General features: G+C 36.8%; 13 protein-coding genes, 1 tRNA gene and 1 pseudogene. 10 read left to right on the top strand and 5 right to left on the bottom strand.

Features of this window, described 5'->3' with window-relative positions:
- The first annotated feature begins 169 nt into the window (after window positions 1–169).
- From V4B18_RS03050 to V4B18_RS03010, 9 genes and pseudogenes are all read left to right on the top strand, one after another.
- Window positions 170–1,105 carry a siderophore ABC transporter substrate-binding protein gene (locus V4B18_RS03050; RefSeq protein WP_455476360.1) on the top strand — a complete coding sequence of 312 codons (936 nt, stop codon included), beginning with the start codon at window positions 170–172 and terminating at the stop codon, window positions 1,103–1,105.
- A gap of 95 nt (window positions 1,106–1,200) precedes the next feature.
- Window positions 1,201–2,157 (top strand): ABC transporter permease, encoded by a 957-nt coding sequence (locus V4B18_RS03045; RefSeq protein WP_455476359.1) that lies wholly within the window; start codon window positions 1,201–1,203, stop codon window positions 2,155–2,157.
- Window positions 2,150–3,100, top strand: coding sequence for an iron chelate uptake ABC transporter family permease subunit (locus V4B18_RS03040; protein WP_455476358.1), 951 nt, complete (start codon window positions 2,150–2,152; stop codon window positions 3,098–3,100). Before V4B18_RS03045 ends, V4B18_RS03040 begins: the two co-directional genes overlap by 8 nt.
- Window positions 3,097–3,855 carry an iron ABC transporter ATP-binding protein gene (locus V4B18_RS03035; protein WP_455476357.1) on the top strand — a complete coding sequence of 253 codons (759 nt, stop codon included), beginning with the start codon at window positions 3,097–3,099 and terminating at the stop codon, window positions 3,853–3,855. Before V4B18_RS03040 ends, V4B18_RS03035 begins: the two co-directional genes overlap by 4 nt.
- A gap of 85 nt (window positions 3,856–3,940) precedes the next feature.
- Window positions 3,941–4,014 (top strand) — tRNA-Gln (locus V4B18_RS03030).
- A 605-nt stretch (window positions 4,015–4,619) separates the two neighbouring features.
- Window positions 4,620–5,582: pseudogene (locus V4B18_RS03025) on the top strand (autotransporter outer membrane beta-barrel domain-containing protein); the annotation flags it as partial.
- 149 nt (window positions 5,583–5,731) lie between these two features.
- A complete protein-coding gene (locus V4B18_RS03020) occupies window positions 5,732–8,053 on the top strand; it encodes an autotransporter outer membrane beta-barrel domain-containing protein (RefSeq protein ID WP_455476356.1) in 2,322 nt (773 codons plus the stop codon).
- A 168-nt stretch (window positions 8,054–8,221) separates the two neighbouring features.
- Window positions 8,222–10,933, top strand: a complete 2,712-nt coding sequence (locus V4B18_RS03015) for an autotransporter outer membrane beta-barrel domain-containing protein (protein WP_455476355.1) — start codon at window positions 8,222–8,224, stop codon at window positions 10,931–10,933.
- 419 nt (window positions 10,934–11,352) lie between these two features.
- Window positions 11,353–14,067: an autotransporter outer membrane beta-barrel domain-containing protein gene (locus V4B18_RS03010; protein WP_455476354.1), complete on the top strand. Its 2,715-nt coding sequence runs from the start codon at window positions 11,353–11,355 to the stop codon at window positions 14,065–14,067.
- Between the two features lie 640 nt (window positions 14,068–14,707).
- Here V4B18_RS03010 and V4B18_RS03005 read toward each other — a convergent pair.
- The 3 genes from V4B18_RS03005 to parA all read right to left on the bottom strand — a co-directional run bounded on the left by V4B18_RS03005 (window position 14,708) and on the right by parA (window position 16,700).
- Window positions 14,708–15,121 carry a flagellar protein FlgN gene (locus tag V4B18_RS03005; protein WP_455476353.1) on the bottom strand — a complete coding sequence of 138 codons (414 nt, stop codon included), beginning with the start codon at window positions 15,119–15,121 and terminating at the stop codon, window positions 14,708–14,710.
- Between the two features lie 713 nt (window positions 15,122–15,834).
- Complete coding sequence (locus tag V4B18_RS03000; RefSeq protein ID WP_455476352.1) at window positions 15,835–16,074, bottom strand: plasmid partition protein ParG; 240 nt, start codon at window positions 16,072–16,074, stop codon at window positions 15,835–15,837.
- Window positions 16,074–16,700 carry a ParA family partition ATPase gene (gene parA / locus V4B18_RS02995; protein ID WP_455476351.1) on the bottom strand — a complete coding sequence of 209 codons (627 nt, stop codon included), beginning with the start codon at window positions 16,698–16,700 and terminating at the stop codon, window positions 16,074–16,076. The genes V4B18_RS03000 and parA overlap by 1 nt, the downstream gene beginning before the upstream one ends.
- A 630-nt stretch (window positions 16,701–17,330) precedes the next feature.
- On the opposite strand from parA, the gene V4B18_RS02990 reads away from it, so the two are divergent.
- Window positions 17,331–17,663 (top strand): TIGR01244 family sulfur transferase, encoded by a 333-nt coding sequence (locus V4B18_RS02990; protein WP_455476350.1) that lies wholly within the window; start codon window positions 17,331–17,333, stop codon window positions 17,661–17,663.
- A 231-nt stretch (window positions 17,664–17,894) separates the two neighbouring features.
- On the opposite strand, the gene V4B18_RS02985 is transcribed toward V4B18_RS02990, so the two are convergent.
- Window positions 17,895–18,896: a bifunctional riboflavin kinase/FAD synthetase gene (locus V4B18_RS02985; RefSeq protein ID WP_455476349.1), complete on the bottom strand. Its 1,002-nt coding sequence runs from the start codon at window positions 18,894–18,896 to the stop codon at window positions 17,895–17,897.
- On the bottom strand, window positions 18,896–19,741 hold the full coding sequence (locus tag V4B18_RS02980; RefSeq protein WP_455476348.1) for a TIGR01459 family HAD-type hydrolase: 846 nt from the start codon (window positions 19,739–19,741) through the stop codon (window positions 18,896–18,898). Before V4B18_RS02980 ends, V4B18_RS02985 begins: the two co-directional genes overlap by 1 nt.
- Window positions 19,742–20,097 lie beyond the last annotated feature (356 nt).

Here is a 20,097-nt window from a genome sequence, read left to right as displayed (position 1 = left end):
AAGTAAGACACACATATACGATTTACAATACATTTTGCAACATATATTAAACAATTTTATAACATAATGTTTTTTATTAATTTGTTGCGTTACTCATAAAAATGTCTAAATTAAACTTTCTAAGGGGGAAACCTTTGTAACATTTTTGAGATAAAAGGATGAAATGACGATGACAAAATATCTAAAATGGTCTGCTTTCGTCTTAGCTGCTATGATAAGCTTCGCAACAACTTCATGGGCAACAGTCAATGCTAAGACAACGGTAACTATTAATCACGCTTCAGGTACGACTCCTGTTCCAACCTCTCCTAAAAAGGTTGTCGTATTTGACCTTGCATCGCTTGATAATATGAATCATCTTGGAATCAAAGCCGTTGCTGGTGTTCCTGAAGGAAAAAAACCTATATATTTGCAAGAATTTGATAATGCGCAATATGAAAAAATCGGTACCGTTTTTGAACCAGATTATGAAAAAATTGCTGCCCTTCAACCAGATCTTATTATTATCTCTTCACGGACTCAAACAAAATATAAAGATTTGTCTAAAATTGCGCCAACCATTGATCTAACAGTAAGCAATAAAAATTCTCTTAAAGATATTGAACGTAATGTGTTAATTCTTGGAAAAATTTTTGGCAAAGAAAAAGAAGCTGAAAAAGAGATTACAACACTCAATGAAAATTTAGCTGCAGTCCGTAAAAGTACTCAAGGAAAAGGTACAGGACTTATATTAATGACTTCTGGTGGGAAAATCAGTGCTCTTGGTCCTCAGTCTCGTTTTGATATTCTCCATTCAGAATTTGGAATTGCTCCTGCAACCGATAAATTAACTGTACAAAAACATGGACAACTTATTTCTCCTGAATTTATTCTCGAAACGAACCCTGACTGGTTGTTAGTGATTGATCGAGATGCAGCAATCGGAAGAGAAGGACAATCAGCAGAACAGCTGCTCGACAATGAGCTTGTTCAACGCACGACAGCTGGAAAACAAAATCAAATTGTTTATTTAGATTCTTGGAGCTGGTACCGTGCTAGCGGTGGACTAACAGGGCTTAACGAAGCAGCTAAACAAATCAAAGAAGCCTTTATAAAAGGTAAATAATCACGTACAAATAGCTTGCTTATCATGGAAATAAAATTTAAGAGTAGAGGTTTTCAATAAATAACCTCTACTTTTTTGTTAGGAAATACCTAAACATGAAAAATTACTGGATAGCCATAACGATTCTCGTTCTATTGTCTATCCTTAGCATTTTTGTTGGTTATTCTGATGTTACACCCTCTGATCTGTTCTCAGGTGATCCACATGCATGGCTTATTTTTTGGCAAACACGTCTTCCCCGTACAATTTCAGTACTTTTGGTAGGCGCAGCACTTGCACTCTCGGGCATGATTATGCAATTGCTTGCACGCAATCGCTTTGTTGAACCATCAACCGCCGGAACTGTTGAATCTGCATCTCTCGGCATCCTTTTTGTTATGATTTTTCTTCCTGACATACCTGTTTTAGGGAAAATGATTGTCGCTACAATTTTTGCTATGAGTGGTGCGTTGCTTTTTATGTTTATATTGCGCCAAATTCCTCTAAAATCTGTCCTCATGGTTCCACTCACAGGCATTATGCTGGGCTATGTTATTGGTTCTTTAACCAACGCTATTGCCGATCATGAGATGCTACTTCCCTCTCTTCAAGCCTATTTATTTGGCAGTTTTGCAATGATTCTCGATGGAAAATATGAACTTTTATGGCTATCTTTGCCCTTATGCATTCTGGCTTATTTCACCGCTGATCGCTTTACAGTCGCAGGTCTGGGAGAAGATTTTACCAACAATCTTGGACTTAATTATCGTACCGTTATATTTTTTGGTCTTTTTATTGTGTCCTCTATCACCGCCGTCACAGTTTCCACAATTGGCCGAATTCCTTTCGTCGGACTCATCATTCCCAATATTGTGTCAAATTTCATGGGCGATAACATGCGTCATACAGCTCCTTGGGTAGCAATCAGCGGAGCAGGACTGGTATTAATCTGCGACCTTTTAGGACGAATCATCCATCATTCCCTGGAAATTCCTATTAGCACTATAATGGGAATCATCGGTAGCTTTATCTTTATTATACTTCTTTTACGTTGGAGAAATCGTCTTGGGTAAAAAGAAAGCAACAATACTTGTGTTGACAACTCTTACCATAATGGCGTGCATCGTAATCAGCCTTTATATGACATGGAATATCAATACTTATACGTGGCCATTCCGTTTCACAAAACTTGCATCTCTTCTTCTCATTGCTTATGCAATTACAGTATCTACCGTTTTGTTCCAAACAATCGTCAATAATCGTCTTCTTACCCCCTCTATTATGGGTTTTGATCAGCTTTATATTTTAATTAAAACCATCACGATTTATTTTCTCGGCTCTCTTTCTGTACCTTTTTTAAATGAAGAAGGACAATTGGTCATTGAGGCTCTCATTCTCATTCTCTTTTCAATAGGTCTTTTCCGCTGGTTATTTTCAGGCAACCTAAAAGGGCTTCATTTGACACTATTGATCGGTGTTATTTTAGGCGGTTTTTTTTTCAGCTTACGCATGTTTATGCAGTTACAACTAAACCCAGACCAAATGATGAATTTAACTGACATCATGTTTGCAAATTTTAACAAATTCAATAGATCATTAATAGGTCTTTCTACAATCATTGTTTTAATTGTAAGCATCATTGGCTGGCGCTTACGCCATATGCTTGATATTCTTGCTCTGGGACGCGAAACCGCTCTCAATCTTGGAATTGATTATCATAAAAGTGCGACAGCTATCCTCATTCTTGTTTCTATCCTTGTATCCATTTCTACAGCACTTGTCGGACCTGTCACTTTTTTTGGACTATTAGTTGCTAACCTTTCTTATGAACTTTCACCTCAAGCAAAACATAGTGTTGTTGTGCCAATTGCAATATTATTGGCCATTATTTGTTTGGTAGGTGGACAATTTATACTAGAGCAAATTTTTCATATGGCAGGACGTTTGAGCTTTATTGTTGAATTTTGTGGAGGAGCCTTTTTCTTAATTTTACTTATGAAGGGAAAATTAAAATGATTGAAATCAATCATCTTTCCAAAGCATATGGAGCTAGATTGGTCATCGATGATTTATGCCTTCGTCTCCCCAAAGGGGGAATTATCTCCCTCATTGGCCCAAATGGGTCTGGAAAATCAACTCTTTTGATGACAATAAGACGTCTTCTTCCCTGCCATAAAGGCACGATCAGTGTTGACGGCTTAAATATTTATAAAACACCACACGATGTTTTGGCTCAAAAGCTTTCACTCCTGCGTCAAGACAATCCTTTGTCCGTTCGTTTAACCGTGCATGATTTAGTCAGTTTTGGGCGCTACCCTTATTCCAAAGGTCGATATAACAACGAAGATAAACAATTTATTGAGAGCGCACTCCGATATTTCGGCTTACAAGAATTAAAAAACTGCTTTTTGGATGAACTTTCTGGAGGACAGCGCCAACGAGCCTTTATAGCAATGGTCATCTGTCAAGATACCGATTATCTTCTGTTAGACGAACCATTAAATAATCTTGATATGAAGCATTCCGTTTCCATGATGAAACAATTACGCCGCACAGCTAATGAACTCAAAAAAACCATTCTCATCGTTATGCATGATATTAATTTTGCATCCTCATATTCAGATATAATCGTTGCACTTAAAAATGGTAAAGCAGCTTATTGTGGAACACCAAAAGAAATTATGCAGCCAGAAATTCTTAAAGACATTTATGATGTAGATATTCAGATTGAAACAATCAATGGCATACCAATCGCTCTTTACTATCAATGAGTTCTCTTATCACCAATAATCACAAAGATTCTTTTTGAACTTGCGCACACTATAAAATCTGCTAAAAATGGCGACACCACTTTGTTGGGGAATAGTTTAATGGTAGAACAGCGGACTCTGACTCCGTTAATCTTGGTTCGAATCCAGGTTCCCCAGCCAGTTTTAAACAAAACCGATGTTTATGTAAAAATTTAAAAATCTTAAGGTTTTAGGCTCATCTGTTTTGCTATACGATTCGTCCTAAATTTCTCTGTAAATTGTTTATTCCTTCATCGCTAACCATCCTGCAAGTTCTCTGAAACTAAGATGATATTATATTGTTTTCGATTAAACTCAAAGATGCGTTCATTTGTGATTTGAAAATGTAATTTTTACATAATTAGCATATATCATTACGCACAGCGCAAATTTTGGCATGGATAATAACTTAACAACAAGCTTTAATAAAATAAACCATCAAAACTTCTTTTGGTAAATTTCCTATCATCTCTTTCATAAATAAGCATTGGATTATCCATAATATCCAATTTCAAATTAGCTAAAAAAAATTAGGAAAAATACTGATTCTAAAGATACAAAATTTCATTGATTATATTTTATAAATATACAATAAAAAGTATTATATGTCAATTTTACAACTAAAAGTTTTCAAAAATTAGACATACCATGATTTTACCAAAATAAAAAATTCCTCTTTTACGACAAAAAAATATCTCTTTTTCCAAAAAAATCGCCTGTTTTTAAAACAAAAAATAGCATAATTTTATGTGAGAATACCAAGCATTTTGTTTTCCGTAGGCATTGTAGATGTAAGCCGTCAAAATACACTGTTAAACGATACACGAGCAGCAGTATCTGAAACCCAAAATAGCCCAGCATCAGCATCAAAAGATAATGCAAAACAAGGTATCTTCTTCTCTGCCTACGGCAACAAAGCGACACTATCCTCCCGTCGCACTCCACAACAATACGGATACGATGCCGATATTCATTATACTGCATTGCAAACAGGTGTCGTACTAACCGCACTGGAAAACAAAAATATCTCCGCAAATTTTGGTCTTTTGGGTACATATGGAAAACTAGCTTTCACTCCAAAAGACATGGAAGGTGCTGAAGAAAGTAAGCTCGATAAATGGTCCCTCGCCGCATATAGCAGCATTCAACATGAGAGCGGCATCTATGTGAATGCACTCTTTTCCTATGGAGCTTTGGAGGGAAATATTACCACAGCCCTTATTGGAAAAACTGCAAACATCAGCGAAACAAAAACATTAAGCGCATCTGCTACCGTAGGTAAAAAATTAGCAACCGACAAGAAAGGATTGGTCTTTGAACCACAAGCACAGCTTGTTTATCAAAACCTCATGTTCGATACCATTCAAGATGTCGATGGATTTAAAGTCGATCTTGGCAATCCACATCAATGGTTGGTACGTGTTGGTGGACAATTAACACAAACAGTACTCTCCTCCGAAAAAGACCATACTGTCTCTTTCTATGGTAAGCTGAATGTTCTTAAAGCCTTTGGTAATGATAAAACAGTGAAGATTGGTGATACTTTCTACCTTGATTCCATGGGTTCTTCTATTGAAGGGGGGGTTGGTGCTTATGCACAATTGTCGCGCAATATCACCCTTCATGGAGACATCAGCTACCAGCACAAAATCCAAAATGCTGGATTATCTGGGTTTAATTTCTCCAACAAAATACATTATAGATTTTAAATATTGTGTTTAAAATATAAAAAACGATACAAATTTTTTGTTTTTATATTTACAAAAAAATACACAATGATATAAATCCGTCCTCGATACTTGTACCATCAAGAAGATGGAATAAGCACTAAGGACATATAAACATTAAGGGCATGCTTATGCGTAGGAAGAATTTTTTATTGAGTACAATTGCTGGAACATTAATTTTATCTCATTTCAATTTGGCTTATGCAAATACTGCCCTTATTGAACATCCTCTCGTTGAAGTTGAAGAAGGAAATAAGGTTTTAACTAACGTTCATATTCGTGGTAGAACGACTGCTGTAAATGTCGTCGGGCCACAATCAGAGCTAACGATTACAAAAGGAAAAGCAAGCTCTGAGCTTGTTGCACTTTCTGCATCAAAAGGTGGGCGCATTAACCTTAAAGAAGTTAATGTGAGGGCATTAATGAGAGGTTTGCAAGTCGCAAATGCCAGCATTAACGCCAAAGATTCAATTGTAAATGTAAAAAGTGGCCATGCAGCTTATGGAATCATCTTTCACAAAGGAGAAAAAGAAACTGTTAATAATGTAGAGCTCATAAATACGAAATTGTTTGTTCAAGATGGTATGGGCATAGGATCAACTGTAGATGGTAACGTAAAACTTAAAAATTCAGAGATTCGTGCTGATTTATTATTTCAAGATATGAACAGACCTATACCTGGACTTTCTGTTCCTCCTTCTTCATACACCCTCACCTTAACCGCTGATCATTCAATTTTAGAAGGTAAAGTAAAAACAACAGAGAGCGGCACAACGATTTTAAATTTAAAGAATGGCAGTAAGTGGTTCTTAAAAACTAGTGAAAACGAGTTAGAAACTACAGGTAGCTTATTTTCCTATACATTACTCAATATCGATGAAAGAGCGCATTCAAGAGTTTCAATATTAAATTTAGATAACAGTTCCATTATATTTAAGAAACCTATTGAGGGACGTTACAAAACACTCACTGTAGGGAAAAGGGAAACAGCCGTTGAAGATCCTAACCCACAGGGAAACACAATATCTGATTCTGATGCAAAAACAGTTTATGATGCAATAGGCGATGCAAGGATTTACTTCAATCTAAAATGGAGTGATGGCGCTCCAAAAGAAGAGCAAGAAACCAATCGATTTCTTGTCCATGGGAATGTATCAGGATCTACAACAATTTATCTCAACAACCCTCTAAAAGATGAAGATGTAAAGATAAGTGATGCTGTTCCCTTGAATACGCGCGGCCTCTCACTTATTCAAGTCTCTGGAAAAGCTAGTGAAAATTCCTTTAAATTAGCAAATGGCTACACCACAATGGGTGGTCTCCCCTATCAATACAAACTGAATGCTTATGGAACAACATCAAGCCGTGGAAAAGCTAATGTTGCACAAAGCCTTTTAGGGGAAAATGAAAATTTCTGGGATTTCCGCTTGCAAAATGCTTATCTTGATCCTGAAGCAAAAATTAAAGCTGTTGTACCACAAGTGGCGAGTTATTTAGTGATGCCAAACGTTTTGTTTTCGGCGGGCATTGTAGATGTAAGCCGTCAAAATACACTGTTAAACGATACACGAGCAGCAGTATCTGAAACCCAAAATAGCCCAGCATCAGCATCAAAAGATAATGCAAAACAAGGTATCTTCTTCTCTGCCTACGGCAACAAAGCGACACTATCCTCCCGTCGCACTCCACAACAATACGGATACGATGCCGATATTCATTATACTGCATTGCAAACAGGTGTCGTACTAACCGCACTGGAAAACAAAAATATCTCCGCAAATTTTGGTCTTTTGGGTACATATGGAAAACTAGCTTTCACTCCAAAAGACATGGAAGGTGCTGAAGAAAGTAAGCTCGATAAATGGTCCCTCGCCGCATATAGCAGCATTCAACATGAGAGCGGCATCTATGTGAATGCACTCTTTTCCTATGGAGCTTTGGAGGGAAATATTACCACAGCCCTTATTGGAAAAACTGCAAACATCAGCGAAACAAAAACATTAAGCGCATCTGCTACCGTAGGTAAAAAATTAGCAACCGACAAGAAAGGATTGGTCTTTGAACCACAAGCACAGCTTGTTTATCAAAACCTCATGTTCGATACCATTCAAGATGTCGATGGATTTAAAGTCGATCTTGGCAATCCACATCAATGGTTGGTACGTGTTGGTGGACAATTAACACAAACAGTACTCTCCTCCGAAAAAGACCATACTGTCTCTTTCTATGGTAAGCTGAATGTTCTTAAAGCCTTTGGTAATGATAAAACAGTGAAGATTGGTGATACTTTCTACCTTGATTCCATGGGTTCTTCTATTGAAGGGGGGGTTGGTGCTTATGCACAATTGTCGCGCAATATCACCCTTCATGGAGACATCAGCTACCAGCACAAAATCCAAAATGCTGGATTATCTGGGTTTAATTTCTCCGGTAAAATATGTTATAGATTTTAAAATTTCATAAATTTTACCTTTTTAAATATAGATCTTCCTAGATATCATCTTGTTTTGTTTTTTATGAAAAAATATCATCTTGTTTTGTTTTTTATGAAAAATATATAATAGATTAAAGCTTTATATATTTTCGTAAAGAGAGGGGATGATATTTAGGAATGTGTTTACATGAAAAAGAGATTTTTATTATGTACAGTATCGGGGGTTTTTGTTTGCTCCCATTCTAGCATATCTTATGCTTTTTATAGTAATATTGTGCCGCCTCCTGTAGCTACATCTAAAATTAAAAATTTTGGGCTTGCAACTTATCCGTCTTCAACAACTCAACCTGCACTAAATGTAAGCTACACATCTGAAACACACATTCCTGAAAGAGATAAAGAGACGGAACCTAAAAAAAGACGAAAAGATCTTAAAAATCCTGAGGAAAGAATGCCTAAAGAATCTGTAATGGGAGGTGTGAACTATGATTCTTCGCAATCTTCATTTTCTAAAAACAATGTTGCAGATCCTTTAACGATAAGATCTTTTTCTGCTTATCCTCCTACACCGCCCACAATTGAAAAAGCTAACTCTGCAAAGCCTAAACCTTCCATAGAATCTAGAAACATACAATCAATTAAAGTGAATGAAAAGAACGTTCAAGCTGTGCATGACGTACAGCTTCACGACAAGTATTCTCCCGTAAATGTAGAAGGGAAAGAAGCAGTACTGACAATAATGGGAGGATCGGTTACCTCAGATTTTGTTGGATTGAATGCTTCAAATGGAGGAAACATTGATGCTACAAACATTACTGTAACAGCGGTAGGAACTGGTTTGCTACTCACTGACGGCACCATTACCCTTAGGGATTCAACTGTAAATGTGACAGGTAATCACGAAGCTTATGGTGTCTTTTTTAAGCATCACACTACCGATACATCCAGAGAGCAACATGCAGCTAGAGCTAAAGAGGGAGATAACATTGCTCTCATAAAGAATAATATCAACGAAATAACATTGGAAAATACAAAACTTACTGTCGAAAATGGTATTGGTATTGGCACTGTACAAGCAAAGGGCACAGCTAGCCTTCAAGATTCAACAATCTCTGCTGATGTTTTATTACAAACTGGACAAAGAAACAGAGATCGAGCAAATGAAAAAAATGATGAGAGAGTGCCTATTCTTTTATTAACTGCAAAAAATTCCCACCTAGAAGGTCGAGCACAAACATTAGGAAAGGGCAAAGCAGTTCTTAATCTGGATGATAATACAAAATGGGTCTTAAAACCTAGCAAAAATCCAACACATTATAGTGATGATCAATCTGATTACTCATCCCTTGGCATTGATGCACAATCATACTCTAACCTTTCTCTGCTTAACATTAAAAATAGCTCTATCGTATTTGAAAAGCCACAGAGTGATCATTACCAAGTCTTGTATATCGGATCTCATCCACAGCAAGAAAACGGATTTTCAAATGCTCCGGCAGTCTATGGTGCAGAGGGCAATGCTGAGCTTTATTTAAACTCTAAATGGAGCAACAACACTCCAGTGAATAAACAGAAAACTGATCGCGTGTTGATCAATGGTGGTGTACTAGGAACAACCAAAGTCTACATTAATCTCCTTGGAAAGGAAGAAAAATTAACAAATAGCGATTCTGATTGGAAAGAAAATGTAACCTCTGCCCCTTCTTCAACACAAGGGATTTCACTCATTCAGGTTTCTGGAGAAGCGAATAAGAATTCGTTCAAACTAGCGAGCAACTACATGACAATGAAAGGCTCGCCTTATAAATATGTGCTCACAGCCTATGAACCAGGAAAGTCTCATGCCAGCCAAAACATGCTTGGTGGAGGAAATAATAGTTTCTGGGACTACCGTTTACAGAATGAGTATGTTGACAGTAACAGAAAAGTCAGAGCAGTTTTACCACAAGTAGCAAACTACCTAGTTATGCCAAATACTCTATTTTCTGCTGGATATACTGATGCAAACAATCAGAGTATCATGGTAGACAACATGCGCATAGCAGTGCTTGATTCAGAAAAAAATGAAAAAAAACAAGGGATTTTCTTATCTGCTTATAATGATAGAGTTACCTTATCTTCAAACCAAGGTCCACTACAATACGGCTATGACGCTGATGTAAACTATTACGCTTTACAAGCTGGTGTTACATTAGCTGCACTGGAAAGTGGCGACATAACCACAGATTTTGGTCTTTTGGGAACATATGGAAAAGTCTCTTTCACTCCAAAGGGTATGGAAGGCTCTGAACAAACGACCCTTGATAAATGGCTGATTACGGGCTATGGTGGTATTCAGCATGACAGTGGTATTTATGTAAACACATTCGTTTCCTATGGAGCTGTAAAAGGAGAAATTACCGCACCTCTTATTAGGAAAACCACACAGCTTGATGATACCAAAATATTTAGTGCATCTTCTACCATTGGTCAGAAATTAGCGACAGGCATGAAAGAATTGGTATTTGAGCCGCAAGCACAGATCATTTATCAAAATCTGCTGTTTAAAACCATATCAGATGCTGAAGGCTTTGAAGTGGATATGAAAAATCCTCATCAGTGGTTGGTTCGTATTGGTGGACGTTTAATGAAAACCATAACCAATCTGAGTGAAGGCAATGCCTTTTCTTTCTACGGTAAACTAAATGTTCTCAAAGCTTTTGGTGATGAAAGTGCAATAAAGATTGGCGATACTTTCCATCTTGATTCGATGGGTTCTTCTATTGAAGGTGGAGTTGGTATTAATGCGCGCTTCGCGCAAAATATTGCACTTCATGGTGGCGTTAGCTATCGGCATAAACTCCAGAAAGCTGGTGGATCTGGAACCAACTTTTTTGGTGGGATAAGCTATAGTTTTTAAAACAAAACTAATCTATAAATTCTCTCAAAGGCAGCACTTTTTGCTGCCTTTTGCTTTGATAAAAGCTATCTTTTAATCAAAATTCTAATAAGCTACGTGCTATAATCAGAAAAATAATTCCTAGAAAGTTGAATGGCAAAAAAATGTCGCCCTATCTCTAATTGAGCGAAACAATACAATTGAGATGTGCATAATTTATTCAAATGCAACGAAAGGAGCTTTTGCATCACTGGCTCTGCAAATACAGAAAAAATCTTACTTACAAAATTAACACCGCATTATTAACGAAGAATCTATTCAAAATACAAAAAATGATGAGAAACAATTTGTTTTGATATTTACAATAAAAACACAATGAATTAAAAGCCCCTTAGCTTTTTGTTTAAAGAGGGGGGTAAGTATTTAGGGAATAGATTTATATGAAAAAAAACTTGTTATTATATACAGTTTCTGGAATTCTACTTTACTCATCCTCTAGTTTATCTCACGCTCATAATAATACGATTGAGAATGATACGGTTAAATTAAGCAAAAATTCTTCATTCAAAAGCCAAGCTTCTGAAAAAGCTCCCTATGGTATTCATTATTACTTATATGGCCCTGGAAAATATAAAGAATATGTTAAATTTAAAGAGAAAAAAGCTCTCAAGCTTGCAAAAGATAAACAAATGCAAGCAAAGCTTGCAAAAATGTCTAAAGAAGAGGAAAAACTAAAAAAACTTACAGAATCTCAAAAATCTGATAAACCTAGCGCTGCAACGCTTGAGTCTACAGTTCTAGCGCACGCTTCTTCAACGGGATCTGGAAACACCAAAACGTCAACCCAAGATTCACCTATGGAACGTTTAGACGAAAAATCTGAAACAGAATCTAAGATTTTAGTCTACAATGAAGGGACTAAAGTTTTTTATGACGTTAAACTTCAAGATTCGTTTGTTCCCGTAGATGTATGGGGAGCAGGTACAATAGTAAATATAATAAGAGGATCGATCACTTCAGATGTCATTGGATTGAACGCTTCAAATGGAGGAAACATTGATGCTACAAACATTACTGTAACAGCAGTAGAAACTGGTTTGTTACTCACTGACAGCACTATCACCCTTAGGGATTCAACTGTAAATGTTACAGGTGATCACGAGGCTTATGGTGTCTTATTCCAGAGTAACCTCTCTGCTCTCGAAGAAGAATCTACACAAAGTATTGAAGATGGGGATAATCATACCCTTCATCAAAATGTTATAAATAAAGTAACATTGGAAAATACAAAACTCACTGTTGAAAATGGTATTGGCGTTAACGCAATATTCACAGGTGGTGTAGCTAGCCTTCAAGATTCAACAATCTCTGCTGATGTTTTATTACAAACTGGACAAAGAAACAGAGATCGAGCAAATGAAAAAAATGATGAGAGAGTGCCTATTCTTTTATTAACTGCAAAAAATTCCCACCTAGAAGGTCGAGCACAAACATTAGGAAAGGGCAAAGCAGTTCTTAATCTGGATGATAATACAAAATGGGTCTTAAAACCTAGCAAAAATCCAACACATTATAGTGATGATCAATCTGATTACTCATCCCTTGGCATTGATGCACAATCATACTCTAACCTTTCTCTGCTTAACATTAAAAATAGCTCTATCGTATTTGAAAAGCCACAGAGTGATCATTACCAAGTCTTGTATATCGGATCTCATCCACAGCAAGAAAACGGATTTTCAAATGCTCCGGCAGTCTATGGTGCAGAGGGCAATGCTGAGCTTTATTTAAACTCTAAATGGAGCAACAACACTCCAGTGAATAAACAGAAAACTGATCGCGTGTTGATCAATGGTGGTGTACTAGGAACAACCAAAGTCTACATTAATCTCCTTGGAAAGGAAGAAAAATTAACAAATAGCGATTCTGATTGGAAAGAAAATGTAACCTCTGCCCCTTCTTCAACACAAGGGATTTCACTCATTCAGGTTTCTGGAGAAGCGAATAAGAATTCGTTCAAACTAGCGAGCAACTACATGACAATGAAAGGCTCGCCTTATAAATATGTGCTCACAGCCTATGAACCAGGAAAGTCTCATGCCAGCCAAAACATGCTTGGTGGAGGAAATAATAGTTTCTGGGACTACCGTTTACAGAATGAGTATGTTGACAGTAACAGAAAAGTCAGAGCAGTTTTACCACAAGTAGCAAACTACCTAGTTATGCCAAATACTCTATTTTCTGCTGGATATACTGATGCAAACAATCAGAGTATCATGGTAGACAACATGCGCATAGCAGTGCTTGATTCAGAAAAAAATGAAAAAAAACAAGGGATTTTCTTATCTGCTTATAATGATAGAGTTACCTTATCTTCAAACCAAGGTCCACTACAATACGGCTATGACGCTGATGTAAACTATTACGCTTTACAAGCTGGTGTTACATTAGCTGCACTGGAAAGTGGCGACATAACCACAGATTTTGGTCTTTTGGGAACATATGGAAAAGTCTCTTTCACTCCAAAGGGTATGGAAGGCTCTGAACAAACGACCCTTGATAAATGGCTGATTACGGGCTATGGTGGTATTCAGCATGACAGTGGTATTTATGTAAACACATTCGTTTCCTATGGAGCTGTAAAAGGAGAAATTACCGCACCTCTTATTAGGAAAACCACACAGCTTGATGATACCAAAATATTTAGTGCATCTTCTACCATTGGTCAGAAATTAGCGACAGGCATGAAAGAATTGGTATTTGAGCCGCAAGCACAGATCATTTATCAAAATCTGCTGTTTAAAACCATATCAGATGCTGAAGGCTTTGAAGTGGATATGAAAAATCCTCATCAGTGGTTGGTTCGTATTGGTGGACGTTTAATGAAAACCATAACCAATCTGAGTGAAGGCAATGCCTTTTCTTTCTACGGTAAACTAAATGTTCTCAAAGCTTTTGGTGATGAAAGTGCAATAAAGATTGGCGATACTTTCCATCTTGATTCGATGGGTTCTTCTATTGAAGGTGGAGTTGGTATTAATGCGCGCTTCGCGCAAAATATTGCACTTCATGGTGGCGTTAGCTATCGGCATAAACTCCAGAAAGCTGGTGGATCTGGAACCAACTTTTTTGGTGGGATAAGCTATAGTTTTTAAAACAAAACTAATCTATAAATTCTCTCAAAGGCAGCACTTTTTGCTGCCTTTTGCTTTGATAAAAGCTATCTTTTAATCAAAATTCTAATAAGCTACGTGCTATAATCAGAAAAATAATTCCTAGAAAGTTGAATGGCAAAAAAATGTCGCCCTATCTCTAATTGAGCGAAACAATACAATTGAGATGTGCATAATTTATTCAAATGCAACGAAAGGAGCTTTTGCATCACTGGCTCTGCAAATACAGAAAAAATCTTACTTACAAAATTAACACCGCATTATTAACATTGCATTGCACATCGAATAATATCAATACCATTCTCCGTACCTACACAAGCAAATTTTCTCTTTGAATGACCAAATCAGTAAAATAGTTTCCCATAAAACATAACGGCGTTTTATAGGAAATATACCATACAAAAACACCCTCCTCCGAAGAAAACAGAAATTCCTATTATCAAGAAAAAACTGCCTCCATCAATAAATAAAAGCACAAGATACCCTCATCCCCTCTTGTAAAAAACAATTTAAGTAAGAGGCATTTTTTGCAATAAATAACTAAGACTGCACCTATAAGTGGTATCAGATATTCTTAAAGTGCCTTAAAATCACTAAACAAATACATCTCCATCAGAATTATTTAATCACTAAGAACAGAAGATACTGATGGAATACGAGATCCATCTGTTTCTTTTGTGCGCACAGCGACTTGCAATGCTTGCGAAAGATCATTAACCGCATCCAAGTGCGTTTGCAAAAACTCACTATTACGGTGTACCTTTTTCTGTAAATCCGCTAATAAACTTTCTATTTCATTTTCAATATCTTGATTCATGTAGCGTTTTACATCATTTATAGATTTATTAAGATCACGCAAGCCGCGTATTTTGCATAAATTTATTTCTTCATAATCTGGAACACCATGGCTCTCTAACATAGAGCTTTCATAATCTATCACTTGTGACAATCCTTTGACCGCAGCGACAAATTTTGTCATCGCCCAATCACGACAAATATGATCGTTATCAGGAATTTTCTCTTTTGACGCAATCATCTTTATTTCCCCTTCAACAATATTACTTCTTAATCTGCAATGAAAATGATCAAGAGCTTCTCTTTCGATGTTAACACATAAATCGAATTCACTTTGCGAAGAACCACATCGACACCAGCACAACAATCCTTAAAAAGCTTGAATTTGTTTCACTTTCAATCCATTTCATCAAAACATTTCTTTATTTGTTTAAAAACCAATCTTGGTACAATACCAATTCCACAAAAAGCTAAAGCTTTTCAAACTCGTACGCTGCTTATGTCATATTTTTGACAAAAACTTGCAATATAGAAGATCTGAATTTTTTAAAATGCGTTGACATTTTTGCCCTCCATGGCGTTTAGTTTCGTATGCATTTAAGTGCTATGTCTTACCGTGCTTTTGACGGTAAGACATATATAAATTTAGAGCTCCTCTTCTCTAAGATTTGTTTGTTCTTACGCACTATGTTTGCATACATACAGTATTCTGTACAAAACACAATTTGTCAATAAAGAACATTTTAAATGAATTAGCTGTAGATTTCTTTTTTAACTTAACCATTCGCTTCTCTTTACAATCAGGTGATTAAAAGAGAGGCTTTTTTGTCATTTTAAATGTTCATGAGAAACATCAAATTCCACAATTTTTTCATGCAACAAACAACAAACCTAATACATTAGCATTCTTATCATTTTGTTTACAATGTAATCTTCTGATACAAAAGCCTATTATCATATATTTTTACATTTTCCGTATTTCTGTGTAAGCAATTCACGCACTTCGTCTGCTATTTTTGTTCCGCGACTTGCACAACTCATTTTAATGGAGCGATGTAAACTTTCTGGCACATCAATCGTAAGACGCTTCATACGTTCATCCCCGTTAGCTTGACGGCTCTCCACCCATGCATCAACTGTTGCAGGAATTGATTTATTAGTCGGCTTTGTACCAATCTTAATTTTTTTGCTCATCAAACGAATTCCTTTATCTCAGCAGCGACCGCTTCAATCTCTGCTGCAGCTGATCCTTGCTGATCAATTTCATAAACCGCCTTTCCCTGCGCTGCAGCTTCTGCAAAAACCACGCGCTGTGCAACGCTAGAAGAGAAAACCTGTACTGGATAAACTGAAAGAGCTTCACCTACGTCACGCCCTATCGCAGTATTTACTATTTTACGATTAATAACAAAAACAGATTTCAGATTTTCTTTATACACGCGCGCTTCATCAATAAGATTTACAATCCCATCAGCCGCCCAAATATCATAAGGACTGGGTTGGACTGGAATAAGCACCAAATCTGAAGCCATAATGGCGCTGCGTGCAAGATCCGTTACACGTGGAGGACCATCAATAAAAATATGATCGTAGCCCTCACCGATCTGCGCAATCTCCTTATGAACTGTTGCGCGCGGCAGACCGACAACAGAAAACAAAGGAGCATCTTCACGGGCTGCAGCCCAATCTAATGCACTGCCTTGTGGATCTGTATCAATAAACAACACACGTGCCCCAGCACGTGCAAAACTGGCAGCAAGATTTATACTTAACGTGGTTTTCCCCACACCACCCTTTTGATTCAATAACCCAATTATCATTAATTCCGCCTTTCAGCTTTATCGTTTTTACGGTTATACAGAAAATAACAAAGCATACAAGCATCTTACAAATCAAAAGCTATCACTTCTCTGACTCCAAGATAAAAGCCACAACATGTCTCATAATACAATCTTGATTAAACAACATTAAAGTACACTCACTTAAAGCTTAGCAAAGTGAAAGATAAGCGACAATAAGAGAAAGAAGTGCATTTACTTTCAATACAACAACCCTTACCAAGTTGATGCATTTAAGCCTACAATCTTGTATCCTTTTAAAAGTCCTTTTGGTAAAAATTAAAAAAATCCCTTAAAGCATCGCGAAATCTCTTTCAGCATCTTCATAAAACGAAATCAATCCCTTCGTAAAAACATCCCCCAAAATACGACTTTACAAACATATCAAACGAATGATACCGCTCATACTCAGATAAAAAAGATATTAAGTAAAAAAGATCACCATAGGCTCAAAAATTAACATAGCTTGCACTATGCATTTCGTTTTTTTTAACCAAGTTATTTTTCTCAACAGGTAAAACATTTTTGTTAAGATATTGTTAGACATCTCACCTTCATAATGTTCTTATTTTAAAAGCACTATAAAGATGTGCTTATTAGGAAACAATAAGAATGAATTTGCAACAAATTGAACCTGATATTTTTATTAGCGCCCAAATTGGCGTCGAAAATATCGAACCACTGGCAAAAGCAGGCTTTAAAACAATTATCTGCAACCGCCCTGATCAAGAAGATCCTCATCAACCTGATTTTTCTCTTATTAAAGCAGCAGCACAAAAATATGGAATAACTGCTTATCACATTCCTATTGTCGCTTCTCACTATAAAAAATCAGACATTGAAGCTATGAAAGAAATTTTAACAACAGCCTCTCTACCCCTTCTCGCCTATTGCCACTACGGTGGACGCTCAATGCATCTTTATCGTTTAGCACGCCTTTATTAACCACTTGTTTTAACAAATCAGAAAGAAATAAGCGATAAATCTCAAAACTGAAATAAAAATCATAGGATTATAAATAAGGGAAAGAAATGACTAAGTCAGATCTTCAAAAATTCAATTCTCCTTCTCACAAACGTAAACTCCACATACTCCACGATATTCTAGAATATCTTTTTGTTATCACGGTTAGTTTAAGCGCTATTGTTGCGGCTCTTATATCTTTTTCAGATCATATTAAAGCATATTTTTAAAAGTAAGCCGCCTGTCCAACTGCGATAATGGCTGCACTATTGCCAAAATTTCTCTTGCAGCTTTTTCATCGCGTTTCATTTGTGCAATCAGAGATTCAAGCCCATCAAATTTTTCTTGCCCTCGCAAAAACTGTAAAAAAGAAACAGTGCAATTTTCTCCATAAAGACTACCATTAAAATCAAACAAATACGTTTCCAGAAGCGGCGCTCCATCTTCAATAACCGTTGGACGACATCCAAAACTTGCAACACCATCATGCAAAACACCGTTGGCACGCCGTAATCGCACCGCGTAAACACCATGCGCCAAACTTGTTTGAGAAGGTAAAATTTGATTTGCAGTAGGAAAACCCAAACGACGACCAAGCTGTTCACCTTGTACAACATCTGAACACACGCGGTAATGATACCCTAACAAATGCGCGGCTTTTTCCACCTGACCTTGTGAAAGAAGCTGACGAATAAAACTAGAAGAAATCATCTTCTGTTGTGTCTCTTGTGGGCTAGAAAGACACGGAACTTGAACAACTTCAAATCCACATTCTTCCCCCCTTTGATAAAGAAGATGAGAATTTCCGCTTTTTTGATAACCAAATTGAAAATTTTCCCCCGTCACCACAACCGAAACATCAAAGGCTTGCTTTAAAACCACATTGATAAATTCATCCGCTGAAAGAGCAGCTAAATTTGCATCAAAAAGCTGCTCAACCACACCATTAAATCCAAGAATTTTAAAAATTTCAGCCTTTTGAACAGCCTCTGTTAAACGATCAACAGGCATTGACTGTTGAAAAAAACTTCTCGGATGGGGTTCAAATGTTAAAACAAGAGCTGGTTTATTTTTTATATGCGCTAAATCGAGCGCCTTTTTGAGCACCGCTTGATGCCCATAATGAACACCATCAAAATTTCCAAGTGCCAAAACTCCCCCCCGCCAAGCTAAAGGAAGCTTATCAATACTCTGAAGACGCAAAAAATCAGACATTACTGCAGTGCCCACATTATTGCTTGTGGATGATAGCCATAGTTTTCAAGAAATGAGCATAAAGCTTCTTTATCCACCAAACCGTTTTTCACATAATCATGACGGTTAACACCACTCATGATATAAAGCACATCAAGACTAAAATCTATTGCGCCTTTAACATCGGTTAAAAGACCATCTCCAATAGCAAGAATCCGACTTTTTTCCACTGTCCCGCGGATTTGTTGAAGCATTTCAAAAGCACAATCATAAATAGGCGTATGGGGTTTGCCAGCGATACGCACCTCACCTCCTAATTTCTGGTAAAGCCGTGCAAGTGCACCAGCGCACCAAAATTCCTGATCTCCATAATGTACAGCAATATCAGGATTGGCGCAAATAAATGGCAAATTTCGTGCCAACATACGATGGAACATCATTTCATAAGCTTGTGGTGTTTCATCAAGATCTTCAAGAAAACCACTACAAACAACTACAGATGCTTCCCATTCCTCAACCAATTCACAATCCAGTCCTTCAAACAAAACCAAATCATGCTGCGAACCAATAAAAAAAACTTTACGCGGAGCGACACGAATAAGATTGCGTGTTACATCACCAGAAGTGATAATTGCATCATAATAATCACTGCAAATGTTCATGCTTTCTAACTGAGCAATCACATCGTCTTTTGGTCGAGGTGAATTGGTTAAAAAAATAACATTTTTTCCCATCTCTCGAATCTTGAGCAACGCTTTCAACGCTGGTTCAAATACATGTACACCATTATGCACTACCCCCCAAACATCACAAAAAACAGCATCATAATTCGCTATAATACTACTAATATGAGCGAGCTCATTCATGTTACACCTGCTTATATATTCACCATTTCAAAATGTGTTTTAACTCAGAATTACTTACCGAAAGATAGTTTTCCTGTCATCTGCTTTCTCAATATTGCTTCTTTTTTTACCATTCACTTTAACGCATACAAATTTTATCATTTATGATGAAATCTACAGCAAAGTCCCTATTTTTGTAGCTAGTTTTACTAAAGCCACAAAGCTTTAGTGAGAGTCTTCTTCTTTACAAGCAGATAGCAATTTAAGCATAACAACTACAGTGCATTAATTCCTGATGAAGAACTTTTCCCCATCATCTCTCATCAAGAGATAAAATGAAATCGCTGACAGAATAATACTCTCAATAAGAATACACC

Source organism: Bartonella sp. B17, from assembly GCF_053795755.1.
Note: the sequence above shows the minus strand (reverse complement) of the source record. Positions and strands in the feature narration are given on the sequence as shown.

Bases quoted from the DNA above. Each gene is read 5' to 3' on its own strand.
- V4B18_RS02985 (WP_455476349.1), bottom strand. From the start codon at position 18,896: ATGTCTGATTTTTTGCGTCTTCAGAGTATTGATAAGCTTCCTTTAGCT.
- V4B18_RS03045 (WP_455476359.1), top strand. From the start codon at position 1,201: ATGAAAAATTACTGGATAGCCATAACGATTCTCGTTCTATTGTCTATC.
- V4B18_RS02990 (WP_455476350.1), top strand. From the start codon at position 17,331: ATGAATTTGCAACAAATTGAACCTGATATTTTTATTAGCGCCCAAATT.
- V4B18_RS03020 (WP_455476356.1), top strand. From the start codon at position 5,732: ATGCGTAGGAAGAATTTTTTATTGAGTACAATTGCTGGAACATTAATT.
- V4B18_RS03035 (WP_455476357.1), top strand. From the start codon at position 3,097: ATGATTGAAATCAATCATCTTTCCAAAGCATATGGAGCTAGATTGGTC.
- V4B18_RS03050 (WP_455476360.1), top strand. From the start codon at position 170: ATGACAAAATATCTAAAATGGTCTGCTTTCGTCTTAGCTGCTATGATA.
- V4B18_RS02980 (WP_455476348.1), bottom strand. From the start codon at position 19,741: ATGAATGAGCTCGCTCATATTAGTAGTATTATAGCGAATTATGATGCT.
- V4B18_RS03015 (WP_455476355.1), top strand. From the start codon at position 8,222: ATGAAAAAGAGATTTTTATTATGTACAGTATCGGGGGTTTTTGTTTGC.
- V4B18_RS03005 (WP_455476353.1), bottom strand. From the start codon at position 15,121: ATGATTGCGTCAAAAGAGAAAATTCCTGATAACGATCATATTTGTCGT.
- V4B18_RS03010 (WP_455476354.1), top strand. From the start codon at position 11,353: ATGAAAAAAAACTTGTTATTATATACAGTTTCTGGAATTCTACTTTAC.
- V4B18_RS03000 (WP_455476352.1), bottom strand. From the start codon at position 16,074: ATGAGCAAAAAAATTAAGATTGGTACAAAGCCGACTAATAAATCAATT.
- parA (WP_455476351.1), bottom strand. From the start codon at position 16,700: ATGATAATTGGGTTATTGAATCAAAAGGGTGGTGTGGGGAAAACCACG.